General features: G+C 72.4%; 20 protein-coding genes. 15 read left to right on the forward strand and 5 right to left on the reverse strand.

The genetic code is table 11. From position 1 onward, the window contains the following. Window positions 1-27: 27 nt before the first annotated feature. Complete coding sequence (locus AB0N82_RS04940) at window positions 28-309, reverse strand: hypothetical protein (RefSeq protein ID WP_315994312.1); 282 nt, start codon at window positions 307-309, stop codon at window positions 28-30. A 41-nt stretch (window positions 310-350) separates the two neighbouring features. Continuing rightward, window positions 351-1,679 carry a glutamyl-tRNA reductase gene (locus tag AB0N82_RS04945; protein WP_315994313.1) on the reverse strand — a complete coding sequence of 443 codons (1,329 nt, stop codon included), beginning with the start codon at window positions 1,677-1,679 and terminating at the stop codon, window positions 351-353. 100 nt (window positions 1,680-1,779) lie between these two features. Between AB0N82_RS04945 and hemE the strand changes: the two genes are divergently transcribed. From hemE to AB0N82_RS04970, 5 genes are all read left to right on the forward strand, one after another. Continuing rightward, on the forward strand, window positions 1,780-2,868 hold the full coding sequence (gene hemE, locus AB0N82_RS04950) for a uroporphyrinogen decarboxylase (RefSeq protein WP_315994314.1): 1,089 nt from the start codon (window positions 1,780-1,782) through the stop codon (window positions 2,866-2,868). Next, window positions 2,865-4,370: a protoporphyrinogen oxidase gene (gene hemG, locus AB0N82_RS04955; RefSeq protein WP_363388815.1), complete on the forward strand. Its 1,506-nt coding sequence runs from the start codon at window positions 2,865-2,867 to the stop codon at window positions 4,368-4,370. Before hemE ends, hemG begins: the two co-directional genes overlap by 4 nt. A gap of 111 nt (window positions 4,371-4,481) precedes the next feature. Further along, window positions 4,482-4,883: a hypothetical protein gene (locus AB0N82_RS04960; RefSeq protein ID WP_315994316.1), complete on the forward strand. Its 402-nt coding sequence runs from the start codon at window positions 4,482-4,484 to the stop codon at window positions 4,881-4,883. 4 nt (window positions 4,884-4,887) lie between these two features. Next, window positions 4,888-5,298 (forward strand): phage holin family protein, encoded by a 411-nt coding sequence (locus tag AB0N82_RS04965; protein WP_363388818.1) that lies wholly within the window; start codon window positions 4,888-4,890, stop codon window positions 5,296-5,298. Further along, window positions 5,288-5,566, forward strand: coding sequence for a hypothetical protein (locus AB0N82_RS04970; RefSeq protein ID WP_315994318.1), 279 nt, complete (start codon window positions 5,288-5,290; stop codon window positions 5,564-5,566). The genes AB0N82_RS04965 and AB0N82_RS04970 overlap by 11 nt, the downstream gene beginning before the upstream one ends. 187 nt (window positions 5,567-5,753) lie before the next feature. On the opposite strand, the gene AB0N82_RS04975 is transcribed toward AB0N82_RS04970, so the two are convergent. Continuing rightward, entirely contained in the window at window positions 5,754-6,542 is a 789-nt protein-coding gene (locus AB0N82_RS04975; protein WP_315994319.1) for a DUF4239 domain-containing protein, read from the reverse strand. Between the two features lie 131 nt (window positions 6,543-6,673). Here AB0N82_RS04975 and hemQ point away from each other — a divergent pair, with 131 nt between their 5' ends. From hemQ to cofD, 10 genes are all read left to right on the forward strand, one after another. Further along, on the forward strand, window positions 6,674-7,345 hold the full coding sequence (hemQ, locus tag AB0N82_RS04980; RefSeq protein ID WP_363388822.1) for a hydrogen peroxide-dependent heme synthase: 672 nt from the start codon (window positions 6,674-6,676) through the stop codon (window positions 7,343-7,345). Further along, entirely contained in the window at window positions 7,342-8,340 is a 999-nt protein-coding gene (hemC, locus tag AB0N82_RS04985; protein WP_315994321.1) for a hydroxymethylbilane synthase, read from the forward strand. Before hemQ ends, hemC begins: the two co-directional genes overlap by 4 nt. Next, the gene (locus AB0N82_RS04990) at window positions 8,337-9,152 is read left to right on the forward strand and encodes a uroporphyrinogen-III synthase (protein ID WP_315994322.1); all 816 of its coding nucleotides are present in this window, start codon (window positions 8,337-8,339) and stop codon (window positions 9,150-9,152) included. Before hemC ends, AB0N82_RS04990 begins: the two co-directional genes overlap by 4 nt. After that, complete coding sequence (hemB, locus tag AB0N82_RS04995) at window positions 9,149-10,132, forward strand: porphobilinogen synthase (RefSeq protein ID WP_315994323.1); 984 nt, start codon at window positions 9,149-9,151, stop codon at window positions 10,130-10,132. The genes AB0N82_RS04990 and hemB overlap by 4 nt, the downstream gene beginning before the upstream one ends. Window positions 10,133-10,228: 96 nt before the next feature. Further along, complete coding sequence (gene hemL, locus AB0N82_RS05000) at window positions 10,229-11,569, forward strand: glutamate-1-semialdehyde 2,1-aminomutase (RefSeq protein ID WP_315994324.1); 1,341 nt, start codon at window positions 10,229-10,231, stop codon at window positions 11,567-11,569. Between the two features lie 58 nt (window positions 11,570-11,627). Then, window positions 11,628-12,737: a hypothetical protein gene (locus AB0N82_RS05005; protein ID WP_315994325.1), complete on the forward strand. Its 1,110-nt coding sequence runs from the start codon at window positions 11,628-11,630 to the stop codon at window positions 12,735-12,737. Continuing rightward, a complete protein-coding gene (locus AB0N82_RS05010; RefSeq protein WP_363388828.1) occupies window positions 12,734-13,069 on the forward strand; it encodes a hypothetical protein in 336 nt (111 codons plus the stop codon). The genes AB0N82_RS05005 and AB0N82_RS05010 overlap by 4 nt, the downstream gene beginning before the upstream one ends. After that, window positions 13,056-13,337 (forward strand): WXG100 family type VII secretion target, encoded by a 282-nt coding sequence (locus AB0N82_RS05015; RefSeq protein WP_315994327.1) that lies wholly within the window; start codon window positions 13,056-13,058, stop codon window positions 13,335-13,337. The genes AB0N82_RS05010 and AB0N82_RS05015 overlap by 14 nt, the downstream gene beginning before the upstream one ends. Beyond that, window positions 13,337-13,789: a hypothetical protein gene (locus AB0N82_RS05020; protein ID WP_363388831.1), complete on the forward strand. Its 453-nt coding sequence runs from the start codon at window positions 13,337-13,339 to the stop codon at window positions 13,787-13,789. The genes AB0N82_RS05015 and AB0N82_RS05020 overlap by 1 nt, the downstream gene beginning before the upstream one ends. 73 nt (window positions 13,790-13,862) lie before the next feature. Further along, window positions 13,863-14,828 carry a 2-phospho-L-lactate transferase gene (cofD, locus tag AB0N82_RS05025; RefSeq protein ID WP_363388834.1) on the forward strand — a complete coding sequence of 322 codons (966 nt, stop codon included), beginning with the start codon at window positions 13,863-13,865 and terminating at the stop codon, window positions 14,826-14,828. 167 nt (window positions 14,829-14,995) lie between these two features. Here the strand turns inward: cofD and cofC are convergent, their stop codons facing one another. Together cofC and fgd are read right to left on the reverse strand one after the other, a co-directional pair. Continuing rightward, the gene (gene cofC / locus AB0N82_RS05030; protein WP_315994330.1) at window positions 14,996-15,631 is read right to left on the reverse strand and encodes a 2-phospho-L-lactate guanylyltransferase; all 636 of its coding nucleotides are present in this window, start codon (window positions 15,629-15,631) and stop codon (window positions 14,996-14,998) included. A 203-nt stretch (window positions 15,632-15,834) separates the two neighbouring features. Further along, entirely contained in the window at window positions 15,835-16,845 is a 1,011-nt protein-coding gene (gene fgd / locus AB0N82_RS05035) for a glucose-6-phosphate dehydrogenase (coenzyme-F420) (RefSeq protein WP_363388839.1), read from the reverse strand. Between the last annotated feature and the right edge of the window lie 6 nt (window positions 16,846-16,851).

Genomic DNA, 16,851 nt, shown 5'->3' on the forward strand with positions numbered 1-16,851 from the left:
GTTCCGCCGGGCGCGGCACGACCCGCCTCACTCCGGAGCGGCGATCCACTTCCGCGCGAAGGGCACGGCATCCATCGAGGTGAGGTCGAGCGTGATCTCGTTCAGCTGCGAGCGGAAGTCATCGACGTCGCCGGGAGGGAGGCGCTTCACGAGCGATCCGTCCACCCGCCGGATGACGACCTCGCTCACCGCCGGCGCGCCCCCGCCCACGTCGAGCAGACCGAGCACCACTGTCGCCGCCCACCGCAGTCCGTTGCGGGCGCGGTCCTCGCCCGCGACGACGTAGACCTCGGATGCCGGTGTGCTCACGGCATCCATCCTGCCCGAGGACAGCAGGCGAGAAGGGGGTCTCAGCCCGCGTCGGCGATGTCGCGACGCGGGGCGGCGGACTCCGGGGAGCCCTCAACCTCGATGCCGAAGAGCGCCGAGAGGGCGTCGATGTACTCGTCGGCCCGGCCCGTCTCGGCCAGCTCGTGCGCACGCGTGGTGGGGGTGTGCAGCAGCACGCCCACGAGGTGCCGCAGGGCCTGCTCGGTCTGGCCGCCCTCGTCGCCGCGGGCGCGCACGCGGGCGACCTCGGCGTCGAGCACGCCGAAGACGTGCGCGCGCAGCGCGACGACCGCGGGGGTGATGTTCTTGCGCTCACCGACGGAGGCGAAGCGGCGGGCGGCGTCGCGCACGAGGTCGCGCGCGGCGTCGGTCGCCTGCAGCTCCTCGAGCGGGGCGTGCAGGCGGATGGTCTCGAGGTCGAGCAGGTCGACGCCCGGCACGGTTGCGACGTCGGGGTCGACGTTGCGCGGGAGGCCGAGGTCGATGACGAGACGGCGGCCCGCGTGGTCGACCGGGCACCCGGCGGCCGCGGTGGTCTCGGCGCCGGTGCGGCCAGCGGCGAAGGTCGCGGCGCTGACGACGTGGTGCTCGCTGGTCGTGCACGTGATGACGAGGTCGGCGTGCGCGACGGCGGAGGGGAACGTCTCGGCCGAGACGGCGCGCAGACCGTGCTTGGCGGCGAACTTCGCGGCGCGACCCGAGGGCGAGTGCACCGAGATGTCTTCGGCGCCCTGGTCGCGCAGGGCGGCGACCGTGGCGGCGGCGTAAGCGCCGGTGCCGACCAGCAGCACGCGCTGCGTCGACCAGTCGGCGATGCGGCTGTCGGCGAGCTCGAGGCCCAGGCGCACGAGGGAGCGACCGGCGCGGCCGATGGCGGTGGAGTTCTTCACGCCGCGCTGCGCCTCGGACGCGCGCTGGAACAGCCGCTCGAGCTCGGCCGAGGTCGTGCCCAGCTGCCGCGACTCGGTGAGCGCGCGACGCACCTGGCCGGCGATCTCGCCTTCGCCGACGACGACGGACTCGAGGCCGGAGGCGACCGAGAAGAGGTGCTCCGCGACGTCGTCGCCGCCGAGCACGGTGTAGGAGCCCTCGAGCTCGCTGGCGGGGACGCCGGTGGCCGCCTCGATGGCGCTCAAGGTGGCGTCGACGCCGAGGGCGACGGCCGCGGTGACGGGCTCGTCCATGTCGACGTAGGCCTCGAAGCGGTTGCACGTGGCGACGACGACCGCGCCCTGCACGAGCTCGGCGTGCTCGGCGATCAGGGGGGCGACCGGGGTGCGGGGTACGCTGAGGCGCTCGAGGAGCTCGAAGGACGCGGTCTTGTGACTCGCGCTGACGCACAGCAACACGCTCATATTCTACGCCCGGGCGCCTCGGGGTATTCCGAGCGGCCTCTCGACGTCAAGGCATCCCCCTCGCGCACAGGGGCGGAATGGGAGGATGGATGCCATGGCATCCGCATCCCCCGACGCTCCGCTCCTCCGCGCCCTCCGAGGCGACCGTCCCGAGCGGCAGCCGGTGTGGTTCATGCGTCAGGCGGGGCGCTCGCTGCCGGAGTACCGGGAGCTGCGCGTCGGTACGCGCATGCTCGACGCGTGCCTGACGCCCGATCTCGCGGCCGAGATCACGCTGCAGCCGATCCGTCGGCATGACGTGGATGCCGCCATCTTCTTCAGCGACATCGTGGTGCCCCTGCGCCTGGCCGGCGTCGACGTCGTGATCGAGCCCGGCCGCGGGCCGGTGTTCGCCGACCCCGTGCGCACCGCCGACGACGTCGCGCGGGTGACGGCGATCGATCCGGCCGACGTGGCCGCGGCGGCGGAGCCCGTGCGCGAGGCCGCCCGGCGCGTGACGGCCGAGCTCAGCGACAGCGTGCCCCTCATCGGCTTCGCCGGGGCGCCGTTCACGCTCGCCGCCTACCTCGTCGAGGGGGGACCGTCGAAGGAGCACCTGCGCGCCCGCGGCATGATGCACGCCGACCCCGCCTCGTGGCACCGTCTGGCCGGCTGGCTCGCGAAGGTGTCGCGCGCCTTCCTCGACGCGCAGATCGAGGGCGGGGCGCAGGCCGTGCAGCTGTTCGACTCGTGGGCGGGCTCGCTGTCACCGGCGACGTTCCGGGAGTTCATCGCCCCGCACTCCACCGAGGCCCTTCAGGGCATCGAGGTCCCCCGCATCCACTTCGGCGTCGGAACCGGGGCGTTCCTCGACGACATGCGTCTGGGCGGGCTCGCCGACGCGGTGGGTGTCGATTGGCGGATGCCGCTCGACGAGGCCGCCGCGCTCGTCGGCCCCGACGTGACCCTGCAGGGCAACATCGACCCGGCCCTTCTCGGAGCGCCCTGGCCCGTCCTCGCGGCGCACGTCGACGACGTGCTCGCCCGCGGACGCGCGGCGCGCGCGCACATCCTCAACCTCGGCCACGGCGTGCCGCCCGACACCGACCCCGACGTGCTGACGCGCATCGTCGCCCACGCGCACCGAGCCTCGGTCGACGCCGCTCCCGCGCAGGGGGCCCCGGCCGACGGGGAGCGGGCGTGAGCGAGCCCCTCGATCGTCTCGTGCAGCACGCGCACGAGACGCGCGTGATCGTGATCGGCGGAGGCGTCTCCGGCCTGGTCGCCGCGCGCGAGTGCGCGAAGGTGGGCCTGCGGGTCACGGTTCTCGAGGCCTCCGACGCGCTCGGCGGCGTGGTGCGCTCCGCCGAGGTGGGCGGGATGACGCTCGACGTGGGAGCCGAGAGCTTCGCCACCCGCGGGGGCGTGGTCCGCGACCTGCTCGACGAACTGGGCCTCGGCGCCGACGTGGTCTCGCCGAATCCGGCGGGAGCCTGGGTGGCGGGCGTCCCCGGCGTGGGCGCCGCGCCCCTGCCGAAGGGCGGCGTGCTCGGCATCCCCGACAACCCCTTCGCCCCCGATGTGCGGCGCGTGATCGGTTGGTCGGGCGCCTGGCGGGCCTACGTCGATCGCGTGCGGCCTCCCCTCACGATCGGCCATGCCCTCAGCCTCGGAAAGCTCGTGCGCTCGCGCCTGGGCGCGCGGGTGCTCGACCGCCTCGTCGCCCCCGTCACGAGCGGGGTGTACTCCGCGCGACCCGACGACATCGACGTCGACCTCGCCGCCCCCGGGCTCAACGCCGCCCTCACCCGCACCGGCTCGCTCACGGGCGCCGTCGCCGAGTTGCGCGCCCGCCGCCCTCCGTCCCGTCCGGCCGATGCCCCGGCATCCGACGTCCCGGTCACCGCCGGCGCCGCCAAGGCCCCGGCGCCGGGGGGAGCCGTGCAGGGGATCGTCGGGGGGATGTCGCGCCTGGTCGACGCGCTCGCGGCGGGCCTGCGCGACGCCGACGTCGAGGTGCGCACCGGCGTGCGAGCCGGAGGGCTCAGGCAGGTCGATGACGGCTGGGCGGTGTCGACGTCGGTCGACGACGAGCCGCTGCGCGCGCAGGCCGTGATCGTCGCGCTGCCCGAGGGGTCGGCCCGACAGCTGCTCGCGCCCGTCGTGCCGGGGCTCGAGGAGGGCGATCCGATCGCCCCCGTGGTCGAGGTCGTGACCCTCGTGCTCGACGCCCCCGTCCTCGACAGCGCGCCGCGGGGGACCGGCGTGCTCACCGTGCCCGGCAGTCACGTGGCCAAGGCCCTCACCCACTCGAGCGCCAAATGGGACTGGGTCCGGGATGCCGCCGACCCCGGTATCCACGTCGTGCGCGTCTCGTTCGGCGCGCAGGGGGAGGAGCCCGCCACCGCTGCCCTCGACGACGACGGCGCGGCGCACCTCGCGCTCTCGGAAGCCGCCGCGATGCTCGGCGTCGAGCTGCCGGCATCCAGCCTCCGGGCCGCGCACCGCGTGCGCTACGTGCAATCGCAGCCGGCCGCCACGATCGGCCGGGCCGCCGTCACGCAGGCGGCGCGCGGCGCGGTCCGCGCCGTCCCCGGGCTCGGTGCGACGGGCGCGTGGCTCTCGGGGACGGGACTCGCGCAGGTCATCCCCGACGCGCGCGACGAGGCCGATCGCGTCCGCAGCGTCGCGCTCTGGCGCAGCTGACCCGCGTCACCGTCGGCCATGCCGCGCCGCCTGTCAAGGCCGGATGCCGGACGCGGCATACATGACTACTGTGAGACTCGACCAGCACTCGATCGAGCGTGAGGAGACCCCATGAGGGGCAAAGCAGCACTCGTCGTCGGACTCGTGGCGGGCTACGTGCTCGGAGCACGCGCCGGCCGCCAGCGGTACGAGCAGATCAAGGAGCAGGCCGACAAGGTCTGGAGCCAGCCCGTCGTTCAGGGACAGGTCGAGAAGGTGAAGGCGCTCGGCGTCTCCGCCCTCAAGTCCGTCCCCGGTGTGGTGTGGAAGGGCGCCAAGTCCGTCACCAGCGCAGCGTCCGGTTCGGGCACGGTGCAGGAGCGCGCCGAGCGCGCGGGCCGTGCCGCCAAGCGCTCCGCGAGCGAGGTGGCCGATGTCGTCGAGGACGCCGTCGACGACGCCGAGCAGGCGGAGAAGTCGGCGACCACGCGCGCTCGCGCGGCCAAGAGCGGCTCCACCTCGTCCGGGAGCTGACCGCATGACCACCCCGCGCGGATTCCGCGACCGTTCCGACGACAGCCTGTTCGAGCTGCTCGGCGACATCCCCGAGCTGGTGCGCAACCTCGTCGTCGCCGAGATCAACGGGGCGAAGGCGTGGGCGCAGCGGACGGCGAAGGATGCCGGTATCGGCGCCGGCTGGTTCGTCGGCGCCCTCATCGTGCTGTTCTGGGCGATTCCGGTGTTCTTCGCCTTCGTCATCGCCGGGCTGTCGTCGTGGTGGCCGGTGTGGCTGTCGGCCCTCGTCGTCTTCGGCGTGATGGTCGTGATCACGGCGATCCTGGCGCTGCTCGGCTACCTGCGGTTCAAGAAGCTCTCGAACCGCGAGAACCCGGGCGAGGCCATCGCCGAAGACGTCCGCATCGTCAAGGAGGACCGCGATGAGTATTGAGCGTCCCGTCCCCGTGCCCCGCACCGCGGTGCCGCTGGGCATCACCGACCCGGTGGAATCGGCACGCGCCGAGCTCAAGGCGGCGCTCGCCGCCATCGAGGTCAAGGCCAACGTGCCGCGCCGTGCGAGCGACGCCGTCGACCGCACGATCCACGACGTCCGCGAGAAGGCTCAGCGCAACCCCGGTGCCGCCGCCGCGGCCGTGGCAGGCGTCGCCGCCCTCGTCGGCTTCGCCGTGTGGGGCATCGTGCGCGCCTACACGCGCTGAACGTCACCGAAGCGGCCCGTCCCTCGCCGGGGTCGGGCCGCTTCGGCGTGTACCGGACGGAGCTGGCCGAGCCCGTCGAAACCACCGGTGGCCGGGCGGGTCCGGACCCTTCGACGGGCTCAGGGTCCTGTCGCGGGCTGACGGGCTGAGGGTCCTCCGACGGGCCCGGGCTTCGCCGGGGACAGGCTCACGGCTCGTTCAGGAACAGGCCGCTCAGCAGGTCTTCGAAGTACTCCGGCGTCACCGCGATCGGACCCGCGTAGGCGTGGTCGAAGCCGGCGATGGCGTACAGCAGCAGCGCCACGAAGAGGGCCAGCAGGCTCGACATCAGCAGGTGCACGCGGAGGTTGCGCACCTCGATGAGGGCGATGAGGATGGCGTTCAGCACGGCGCCCACGCTTAGCACGATCCACAGGACGCTCGGCAGGGCCAGGTGGGTCAGGGCGATGCGGTCGCGGCGGTTCTCCACGAGCAGCTGGAACTGATCCAGCGACTGCTGCACGTACAGGGTCTCGGCCGCCGTCGTCGGCTGCACCTGGCCGATCGCCTGCTGCATGGCCGAGATGTTGGCATCCGTCTCGGCGGGGATCTCCAGTCGCCGCTGCATCGGCCAGTCGAGGTCGATCACGTTGCGGGTGTACTGCACGATCTGGTTCTGCAGTTCGTCACCCTGCGGATCGGGCAGCAGAGCCGCGGTGCGGTAGAGGGATGCCAGCGACGACGACTCCTGCAGCACGACGCCGTCGACCTCGGTGAAGTTGCCGTAGGCGGCCGCGGCGATGAGGGCGAGGGTCACGCCGTAGAAGACGCCGTAGGCGCCGACCGCGTAGCTGAGGACCCGGTCCCATTCCTCGCCCTGCGGGGCGACGCGGAACACCCATTTGCGCAGGATGAGCAGGATCACGCACGATCCGCCCACCACCAGCACGATGAACAACGGCAGACCCACGGACATGGGCAGGTCGTAGAGCCACATCGGGCACCCCTCCGACGGGCGTCCCCCGACGCCGTCAGCGAACGATACCAACGGCCTCGGGCGGGCGGGGGTGCTTCGTCGGCGAGTCAACGGGTTTGGCCCGCCGCCCGGGCGAGACGAGACTAGGAGCCATGTCCCACGACAGCTCCTCCTCCGTGTACACGCTGTGGGCGGTCTTCCGCCGCGACCCCGAGAATCCGGTGACCGCCGCCGAGTCCACCGAGCTCGCCGACCTCGTCTCGCTGATCGAGGCCGACGGCGTCACCGTCCGCGGCTTCTACGACGTCAGCGGTCTGCGCGCCGACGCCGACCTCATGGTCTGGCTGCACGGCGAAGACCCGCAGGCGCTGCAGCGCGACCTGCGGCGCCTTCGTCGCACCGAGCTGCTGAAGAACCTGCTGCCCACCTGGAACGCGATGGGCGTGCACCGCGACGCGGAGTTCAACCGCTCGCACGTCCCCGGATTCCTCCGCGGCATCGAGGCGCAGCAGTGGCTCTGCCTGTACCCGTTCGTGCGCAGCTACGAGTGGTACCTGCTGCCCGAGGAGGAGCGTCGCGAGATGCTCATCGAGCACGGCAAGAAGGGCAGCGCCTACAAGGGCGTCATCGCCAACACCGTGGCATCCTTCGCCCTCGGCGACTACGAGTGGCTCCTGCCCATGGAGGCGGACGTGCTGACCGACCTCGTCGACATGATGCGCGACCTCCGCTACACCGAGGCCCGTCGTCACGTGCGCGAGGAAGTTCCGTTCTACACCGGTCGTCTCGTGACGCTCGACGAGATCCCCGAGATCCTCCAGTGAGCGCGCCTCTGCGGCTCGGAACGCGTCGCAGCACCCTCGCGATGGCGCAGTCGCAGATGGTCGCCGACGCCGTGGCCGCGGCATCCGGTCGGGCGGTCGAACTCGTGCCGATCGTGTCGGAGGGCGACGTCAACCGCGCCTCGCTGTCGCAGCTCGGCGGGCGCGGCGTGTTCGCGAACGGGCTGCGCGAGGCGCTCGCCGCCGACCGCTGCGACTTCCTCGTCCACTCGCTGAAAGACCTGCCGACCGTGCAGCCCGAGGGCCTCGTCATCGCCGCGACGCCGCCGCGGGAGGACGCCCGCGACGTCGTCGTGACGCGCGACGGCACCCCCCTCGGCTCGCTCGCGCCGGGATCGCGGGTCGGAACGGGCTCGCCCCGCCGCATCGCGCAGGCGTTGCGGCACAACCCGCGGCTCGACATCCACGACATCCGCGGCAACGTCGACTCCCGCCTCGCGCGCGTGCGCGACGGAGAGCTGGATGCCGTGATCCTCGCCGCGGCGGGCATCTCGCGTCTCGGCGGCGACCTGGGCGGGCTGCAGGCCGAGGCGCTCGGCCTCGCGGAATGGCCCACCGCGCCCGGCCAGGGCTCGCTCGCGATCGAGACCCGCAGCGACATCGACCCGGAGGTGCACGCCGCCCTCGCCGAGCTCGACGACGAGGACACCCGCGTCGCGATCACGGCGGAACGCGTGGTGTTGAACGCCCTCGACGCCGGGTGCAGCGCGCCGGTCGGCACGCACGCGTCGCTGGCCGGGGGCGACCTGCGGCTGCGCGCCGTGGTCTACGCCCTCGACGGCTCGCAACGGATCGGTATCGACCGGACCGTGCGCCTCGCCCCGGGGTATGGTGGGGAAACGGGCAGTGGCAATGGAGCGGATGCTGCCGACGACGGGGGACCGATCGCGCGAGCGGCGCGAGCGGGCCGAGAAGCCGCGCGTCGGTTGCTCGAACGTGGGGCGGCCGACCTGGTACCACGAGAGTCGACCACATGAATGAAGGCCACTGGAACACGCCGAACCCCTCGACGGGCGGCGTGCCCAAACCTCTGTCCGGTCGTCGCGTGCTCGTGCCGCGCGGGGGTCCGTGGGGCGACGGCGTCGCCGCCAGCCTGCGCCAGCTCGGAGCCGTTCCGGTCATCGCGCCGTTGATCAACTTCGCGCCCACCAACGATCAGGCGACCCTCGACGAGGCGCTCGCCGACCTCGCGGCGGGCGCCTTCGACTGGCTCACGCTCACCAGCGCGACCACGGTCGACGTCCTCTACGCCTACAAGGCCGTCATCCCCGCCGAGACGAAGGTCGCCGTGGTCGGCGAGACCACCGCGGCGGCGATGCAGGCCGTCGGCTACCGCGTCGACCTCGTGCCCGAGCGCGACAACTCGGCCCAGGGCATGGCCGAGCAGATGATCGAGATCGAGACCGAGCCGCGCAAGGTCCTGACCCTGCGCAGCGAGATCGCCAAGCCGGTCCTCACGCGCCTGCTGATCGAGGCCGGGCACGACGTGCGCAGCGTCGTGGCGTACCGCACGGTCGGCGTTCCCGTGACCGAGAAGATCGCCGGCGACGTCCAGTCGGGCCGCATCAACGCCATCCTCGTCACCAGTGGTTCGGTGGCGGAACAGGTGGTCGAGCAGTTCCCCGAGATCCCGGCATCCACGGTCATCGCGGCGATCGGACCCCGCACGGCCAAAGACGCCAAGCGCGCCGGACTCAGCGTCGACGTCGTGGCCGAGCGGCAGACCGTCGACTCCCTCATCGAGGCGGTCGCCCGCTTCCCCCTCACCCCCGACGAATCGACGTCATGAGCTTCCCCGAGCACCGCCCGCGGCGTCTGCGCCGCACCCCCGCCGTCCGTCGTCTCGCCCGCGAGACGCATCTCGTGCCGTCACAGCTCGTGCTGCCGATGTTCGTGCGCGAGGGCATCACCGAACCGAGTCCGATCGGGTCGATGCCCGGGATCGTGCAGCACTCGATGGACTCGCTCCGCCGCGCGGTCGCCGAGGCCGCCGAGCAGCGCATCGGCGGAGTGATGCTCTTCGGCGTTCCCGAGGTGCGCGACGCCGTGGGTTCCGGGGCCGACGACCCGAACGGCATCCTGAACCGCGCGACCGAGGCCGTCGTGGCCGAGGTCGGCGACGCGGTGGTCGTGCAGACCGACCTCTGCCTCGACGAGTTCACGGACCACGGTCACTGCGGCGTGCTCCGCTCCGACGGCGCGGTCGACAACGACGCGACCCTCGACCGCTACACGGCGATGGGTCTGGCGCAGGCCCGCGCGGGCTCGGCGATGCTGGGACTGTCGGGGATGATGGACGGCCAGGTCGGCGCGGTGCGTGAAGCGCTGGATGCCGAGGGCTTCACCGACACGCTGATCCTCGCGTACTCCGCAAAGTACGCCGGCGCGTTCTACGGTCCGTTCCGCGAGGCCGTCGACTCGCAGCTGAAGGGCGACCGTCGCTCGTACCAGCTCGACCCCGGCAACGGCCGTGAGGGCGTGCGTGAGGCGCTGCTCGACGTCGAAGAGGGTGCCGACGTCGTGATGGTCAAGCCCGCGCTGCCGTACCTCGACGTGCTCGCCGACGTGAAGGCGTCGGTCGACGTGCCGGTGTGGGCGTACCAGGTCTCGGGCGAGTACGCGATGGTCGAGGCCGCCGCCGCCCACGGCTGGATCGACCGCCGCGGCGCGATCCTCGAGAGCCTCCTCGGCATCCGTCGCGCCGGCGCCGACGCGATCCTGACGTATTGGGCGGTCGAGGCCGCCCGCTGGCTCCGCGAAGAGCTCTGATCTTCATCGCGTGACGTGCCGAGAATTGTCGCTTCGCGATACGCGGAAGCGACGATTCTCGGCGACTCACGCGTGTCTACCCGGGAGAATTGACGTATGACCGATCTCAACGACCAGTGGTTCGCCCGCGCCAAGGACGTCATCCCCGGCGGCGTCAACTCGCCCGTGCGCGCATACGGCTCCGTCGGCGGGACGCCGCGGTTCGTGCAGTCGGCGTCGGGACCGCGGATCACGGATGCCGCGGGTCGCGAGTACGTCGACCTCGTCGCGTCGTGGGGTCCGGCGCTCCTCGGCCACGCGCATCCCGAGGTGGTCGGCGCGGTGCAGTCCGCGGCATCCCGGGGTCTGTCGTTCGGCGCGCCCACGGGTGCCGAGGTGGAGCTGGCCGACCTCGTCGCCCAGCGCGTCCAGGTCGGCGATCTGAAGCCGATCGAGAAGGTGCGCCTGGTCTCGACCGGCACCGAGGCGACGATGACGGCGATCCGCCTCGCCCGCGGAGTCACCGGACGCGACCTGCTGATCAAGTTCGCCGGGCACTACCACGGGCACTCCGACGGGCTCCTCGCCGCGGCGGGCTCGGGTGTCGCCACCCTCGCGCTCCCCGGATCGGCAGGTGTCCCCGCGCCGATCGCCGCGCAGACTCTCGTGCTGCCCTACAACGACCTCGACGCGGTGCGCGAAGTGTTCGAGGTGCACGGCGAGAACATCGCCGCGATCATCGTCGAGGCGGCCTCGGCGAACATGGGGGTCGTGCCACCGCTGCCCGGCTTCAACGCCGCGCTCGCCGACATCGCGCACAGCCACGGCGCCCTGCTGATCATGGACGAGGTGCTCACCGGATTCCGCGTGCACCCCGCCGGCTTCTGGGGTCTGCAGGCCTCGCAGGGCGAGCGCTACCTGCCCGACATCCTCACCTACGGCAAGGTCATCGGCGGCGGGATGCCGCTGGCCGCCCTCGCCGGCCGCGCCGAGGTCATGGACCACCTCGCCCCCCTCGGCCCGGTGTACCAGGCCGGAACCCTGTCGGGGAACCCGCTGTCGGTGGCCGCGGGCCTGGCGACGCTGCGTCTGGCGACGCCCGAGGTGTACGCGGCCGTCGACGCCGCGGCCGCGCGGATCGCCGACGCGCTCGACGCCGCCCTGACCGCCGAGGGAGTGGTGCACACCGTGCCGCGCGCGGGCTCGTTGTTCGGCGTCGCCTTCCTGCCCGAGGTGCCGCGCGACTACGCCACCGCGCTCACGCAGCAGTCCTACCGCTACGCCCCGTTCTTCCACGCGATGCTGGATGCCGGTGTCTCGCTTCCCCCGAGCGTGTTCGAGGCGTGGTTCCTCACCGCCGCCCACGACGACGTCGCCCTCGAGCGCGTGCTCGAGGCGCTGCCGGTCGCGGCGAAGGCCGCGGCGGAAGCGCTGGATCCGACGCTGCTCGCGCAGTAGTCGACGCCGGCGCTGACACCGTCGGGACCGCTTGATACGGTCGAACGGGGGGTGGGGGATGACCGCATCGAGTTTCTGGCTGGCGCCCGACGCGTTGGAGCACCAGGCCATACCGTTCGACGACTACGCCGCGCAGGCGCAGAGCGCGAAGCAGTACCTCGCGGCGCATCCCTTCGATGACACGGGGGATCACCCGGCCTATCGGTTCGCCGCCGAGCGCGCGCGGGAGCTGCGTTCGTCGCTCATCGACTGGTTCGACCATCTCGCGAGCGTCCTGACGGGCGTGGCGGTCGAGTTGCGGTCGGTGGCGGACGAAGGACGCTCGATCGATGCGGAAGAAGCCGCCCGCATCGATGCGTCGGATCCGTCCGTGTACAACGGGAACTCGTCGTCGGCGAGCGAAGTCGTCTCGGACTCGGCGGGCGGGCGCAGCACCGACCTCATGCCCGTCTGGGGGCCGCCCGCGGGCGGCGCGGCACGGTTCTGCGACTTCGGACCGGCCTACGACCACCTCAACGACCTGACGCTGAACCTCGTGCCCGGAGATCTCCTGAGTCCCGTCGAGTGGATCGACACGATCCTCGGCTGGCTGGGTGCCACGCCGCTCCCCGAGACGGTGATGCGCGAGTTCGGAGGGCGCTGGGGTGACCTGCGGGCCTTCGCCGACACGTTGACAGGGCTCAGCCAGCTCATCGACGACATGCGGGGGCACTTGGGCAGTGCGGCATCCTTCATCAAGGTCGCCTGGCAGGGCTACGCCGCCAGTAGCGCGCAGGACTACTTCGACCGGCTCTCCGCGGTGCTCGGCAACGCCGTGCAGGAATTCCAGGATGCGGGCGACGCCTTCGCGTCGTATGCCGACGGGGTCGAGGGGACGGCGGAGGCCGTCAGCAGTGCGCTCTACGGTCTGCTGGACTCGATCCTCATCGCCGCGGTCGCCGCCGGATTGGGAACGGCGACGATCGAGACGGTCGTGGGCGGAATCCTGGGATGGGGGGCCGCGGGAGTGGCGCTGCTCAACGCGGGCCGCCTCGTGGCCGAAGTCAACGACCAGTTGCAGTTCCTCAACGACCTCGGCAACATCCTGGGGTCCATCAGCAACCTCTCCTCCGACCTCTCGGACTTCTCGTCGGAGCTCCCCGTCCCCGCCATGGAGGTCACGAATTGAGCGACGACGCGCGCCGGCCCACCCCCGCCGAGGTGAGCGAAGCCTTCCGAGCGGATCGGGCGGCTTCCTCCAGCGGTCTCGATTTCGCGACCGTTCCGGGGACGGCGCCCGTTCTCGGCATGCTGCGCACGGAGATGCAGCGTCGCCTGCGCGAGGAGCATCCCGACAGCGACGTCGCCCGTGCGCTGCGCGCCGTGCTCGACGGATCCGCTGGACCGCGGACGCTGCTCGATATGCCGGCCTTCGCGCCACCCTCGGCTCTCAAAGATCCGGCCGTGACAGAATCGGTGCGCGCCGCGATGCGCGGCGGGGAGCGTGATGATGCATCTTGACGAAGACTCGGCGGTGGGCTCGATCGCGATCGTCCGCGAGGCGATCGACCGGATCGACGAGCACCTGACGACGCTCGAGAACGAAGCGGCGCGTCTGCAGGCCTCGTGGGACGGCGACGCGCGCGACGCCTTCGCCACGGCGATGCGCGAATGGGACGAATCCGTCCGCGTGCTGCGCGCCGCCGCCGCGACGGCCGGGGAACGGGCGCACGGCGCCGTTCGGCGCTTCGGCGACTTCGATCGGCGTCGAGCCGGAGCGTGGGCGTGATGCGGCGTCGTCTTCTCGCCGCCGCGGTCGTCGCGGTGGGGTTGGCTCTGGCCGGCTGCGCGCCGGCCGCCTCGCCCTCGACCATCACCGTCACCTGGACCGGACCCGACGGCGAACAGACGGTCACGATGACCCCCGATGTGGTCGAGTGCGACGACACCGGCGCGCGCGGGACGGCGGTGCAGGTGACGCCGCAGGGCACCTTCTCGTTCCGCACGAACGTCGACGAGGGGGCGCGCGGGTCGGTCGGTGTCGGCGCGGACGGCGTGTTGGTCTCCTTCGAATCCGACGACATCGACCTCACCGTCGGCGGTGAGAACGTGTCGGTGGCCTCCAGCGACGGCGAGGCGGCGGTCGTGGAGGGGTGGAAACCCGAGGACGGCATCGTCGAGTCCCCGGACGACGCGACACGCTATCCCGCGACGGTGACCGCGAGTCTGCGCTGCGAGTGACGCGCGGCTCCGCCTGACGCCACCCCTCGGCACGCGGTCTCGGCGCGGGACAGCGAAGTGGAAGACTGGATGGATGCGTCCTCCCCAACCCCGTGTCGTCGTGCTCGCCGGTGGAGTCGGGGGGTCGAAGTTCACGCTCGGCGTGCGCGCTGCCCTGCACCGGCTCGGCGCCCCCGAGGCCACCGTCGTGGTCAACACTGGTGACGACCTCTGGCTCTCCGGTGTGCGACTTCAACCCGATGTCGACTCGATCACCTACGCCCTCGCCGGGGTCAACGACACCGTGCGCGGCTGGGGTCGCGCGGGCGACACCGAGCGCGTCAACGAGGAACTGCAGGCGTGGGGCGCCGGCTGGCCCTGGTTCACCCTCGGCGATCTCGACCTCGGGACCCACCTCGCGCGCACCGGCTGGCTGCGCGAGGGCCTCACCCCGACCCAGGTGCTCGGTCGGATGGCGCAGCGCTGGGCGCTCGGCATCCGGATGCTGCCCATGACCGACAGCGAGGTCGACACGCACGTGCTGCTCGAAGACGGGCGGCGCCTGCACTTCCAGGAGTGGTGGACGCGCCACCGCGCCCAGCTGACCCCCCGTGCGTTCGAGAACCCCGGGATCACGGATGCCGTGCCCGCCCCGGGAGTGACCGATGCCATCGCGGCGGCCGACGTGGTGCTGCTGGCGCCGTCGAACCCGGTCGTGTCGATCGGTCCGATCCTCGCCGTCCCCGGCATCCGGGAGGCCCTGCGCGCCACCTCGGCGCGGGTCGTCGGAATCTCGCCCATCATCGGCGGCCGCGTCGTGCGCGGGATGGCCGACGTGTGCCTGACGGCGATCGGCGTCGAGACCTCGGCCGCGGCCGTCGCGCGGCACTACGGCGCGCGGTCGGCGGATGGGGTGCTGGACGCGTGGGTGCTCGCCGAGGAGGACGCAGCGTCGGCGGCCCAGGTCGAGGCGGCGGGGATCCACGCGGTCGTGCGGCCGCTGTGGATGAGCGACGACGACGCGTCGGCGGCGATCGCCGAGGCGGCGCTGGGGGCCTGAGCCGCCCGGTCGCGCCCATTGGTGAGCGCGGAAGAGGAGATGGCGGCGGATCCGCGGGTGAGTGGCGGCGGCCGAGGCGCAGGGCCGCGGGGCCCTGCGGGGGCGGGTCGGGCCGCGGCGGGCCGTGCGCCCGGGTGAGGCTGCGCCGGGGTCGGGCCGCGCCCGACTCAGGCCGCGGCGGACGCCAGTACGGCCGCGGTCCGCGGACCCACGCCGAGGGCGACGGCCTGCGAGAGTTGCACGGCCGTGTCGACGTCGCGGCGCAGCGTCGAATCGCGGGGGACCGCGAGGTCGGCGCAGCCGAGCAGACGGTGGCGCGCGGCGGAGTCGGCGCCGAACGCCGACACCCACACCGCGTTCGGTCGGGCGGTGACGAGCGTGGAGCCGGTGCCCTCGGCATCCGGGACCAGACCCCGCTCCACGCGGCCGGCGAGCTCTAGGGCGGCGTCGAGGTCGTGCGGGGTGAGCGCGGGCACGTCGCCGAGGAGGGCGGCGCGGGCAGTGCCCCGTCCGGCTTCCTCGGCGCCGAGCGCGACCGCGGCGTCGAGGCCGCGCACGTCTCCCTCGGCGACGACATCGACGGCGGGCCACTGCGCGACGAGGGCCGAGAGCTCGACGTCGTCGGTGACGACGACCACTCGCGAGACGCGCGGGGTCGCTGCGGCGGCCGCGATCGTGTCGAGGGCGAGTGCGCGGGCGAGCGCCTCGCGATCGGAGACGCCCGTCAGGCGCGATTTGCCGATCGCGGCCGGCTTGACCGGCACCACGATCGTCCAGCCGTCACGGATCTCAGGAGTGCTCATCGCATCCATTGTGCGTCGAACCCCGGACATCCGCGGGTGGGGGTAGCGCGGCTCCGCCGATCCGTGCTGCGGATCGCGGTCGCGGCCCGACGCCACCGAGATGACCCCCGTCTCGCGAGACGATGCGGGTGGGGCGCGAATCGCGTGTGATGTCGGCGAACGCGGGCGGTCTCGTTGCCGTCGCCCCGGCGGCGCCCCGGGCCTCAGCCGAAGCGCTTGCGCAGCCGGGGCAGGATCTCCTCGCCGTACATGCGCAGGAACTCCTCCTGGTCGTGTCCGGGATCGTGGAACACGAGGTGGCGGAAGCCGAGGTCGACGTAGCGTGCGATGCGCTCGACGTGCTCGTCGGGGTCGGTGGAGACGATGAAGCGGGATGCCACGCGCTCGATCGGCAGCTCGTTTGCGAGGCGCTGCATCTCGAGGGGGTCGTGCACGCTCATCTTCTCGTCGGCGGTGAGGGCGAGCGGGGCCCAGAAGCGCGTCTTCTCGAGCGCGGTGTCGTGGTCGGGGTGGTACGAGACCTTGACCTCCATGAGCGTGTCGACGTCGTCGCGGGTGCGACCGGCCTTGGCGAGGCCGTCGTCGAGCGCGGGGAGCAGCTTCTCGGTGTAGAGCTCGGGATCCTTGCCGCTGGTGGTGATGTACCCCTCGGCGATCCGGCCGGCGAGCCTCGTGGCGGCGGGTCCGGAGGCGCCGATGTAGATGGGCACCTTCTGCGCGGGGCGGTCGTAGATGGTGGCATCCTTCACCGAGTAGTAGGTGCCCTGGTAGGTGACCCGCTCGCCCGCCCAGAGCTCGTTGATGATCGTGATGGCTTCTTTCAGACGCTGGAAGCGCTCGGGCGGCTCGGGCCAGTCGAGCCCGAGGGTGACCTCGTTCAGCGCCTCGCCGGTGCCCACCCCCAGGACCACGCGCCGCGGGTACATGACCCCGAGGGTGGCGAACACCTGGGCGATGACGCCGGGGTGGTAGCGGAACGTCGGGGTGAGCACGCTCGTTCCGATGATCACCCGCTCGGTGCGGGCGCCGAGGGCGCCGAGCCACGGCAGCGCGTTGGGAGCGTGTCCGCCGTCGTGCATCCAGGGCTGCAGATGATCGGAGAGGAAGACGGAGTCGAAGCCCATCTTCTCCGCGAGCACCCCGAACTCGAGCAGCTCGTTGGGGCCGAACTGCTCGCTCGAGGCCTTGTAACCGAAACGCAGGGGGATGGTCATGGCTGT

This window comes from Microbacterium sp. NPDC089186 (genome assembly GCF_040685115.1).
Classification (GTDB): domain Bacteria; phylum Actinomycetota; class Actinomycetes; order Actinomycetales; family Microbacteriaceae; genus Microbacterium; species Microbacterium galbum.

Excerpts from the sequence above, each read along its gene's own strand:
- AB0N82_RS04990 (WP_315994322.1), top strand. The coding sequence starts at position 8,337 with ATGAATGAAGGCCACTGGAACACGCCGAACCCCTCGACGGGCGGCGTG.
- AB0N82_RS04975 (WP_315994319.1), bottom strand. The coding sequence starts at position 6,542 with ATGTGGCTCTACGACCTGCCCATGTCCGTGGGTCTGCCGTTGTTCATC.
- cofD (WP_363388834.1), top strand. The coding sequence starts at position 13,863 with ATGCGTCCTCCCCAACCCCGTGTCGTCGTGCTCGCCGGTGGAGTCGGG.
- AB0N82_RS04970 (WP_315994318.1), top strand. The coding sequence starts at position 5,288 with ATGAGTATTGAGCGTCCCGTCCCCGTGCCCCGCACCGCGGTGCCGCTG.
- AB0N82_RS04960 (WP_315994316.1), top strand. The coding sequence starts at position 4,482 with ATGAGGGGCAAAGCAGCACTCGTCGTCGGACTCGTGGCGGGCTACGTG.
- AB0N82_RS04965 (WP_363388818.1), top strand. The coding sequence starts at position 4,888 with ATGACCACCCCGCGCGGATTCCGCGACCGTTCCGACGACAGCCTGTTC.
- AB0N82_RS05005 (WP_315994325.1), top strand. The coding sequence starts at position 11,628 with ATGACCGCATCGAGTTTCTGGCTGGCGCCCGACGCGTTGGAGCACCAG.
- AB0N82_RS05020 (WP_363388831.1), top strand. The coding sequence starts at position 13,337 with ATGCGGCGTCGTCTTCTCGCCGCCGCGGTCGTCGCGGTGGGGTTGGCT.
- hemB (WP_315994323.1), top strand. The coding sequence starts at position 9,149 with ATGAGCTTCCCCGAGCACCGCCCGCGGCGTCTGCGCCGCACCCCCGCC.
- AB0N82_RS05015 (WP_315994327.1), top strand. The coding sequence starts at position 13,056 with ATGATGCATCTTGACGAAGACTCGGCGGTGGGCTCGATCGCGATCGTC.
- fgd (WP_363388839.1), bottom strand. The coding sequence starts at position 16,845 with ATGACCATCCCCCTGCGTTTCGGTTACAAGGCCTCGAGCGAGCAGTTC.
- hemQ (WP_363388822.1), top strand. The coding sequence starts at position 6,674 with ATGTCCCACGACAGCTCCTCCTCCGTGTACACGCTGTGGGCGGTCTTC.
- hemE (WP_315994314.1), top strand. The coding sequence starts at position 1,780 with ATGGCATCCGCATCCCCCGACGCTCCGCTCCTCCGCGCCCTCCGAGGC.
- cofC (WP_315994330.1), bottom strand. The coding sequence starts at position 15,631 with ATGAGCACTCCTGAGATCCGTGACGGCTGGACGATCGTGGTGCCGGTC.
- hemL (WP_315994324.1), top strand. The coding sequence starts at position 10,229 with ATGACCGATCTCAACGACCAGTGGTTCGCCCGCGCCAAGGACGTCATC.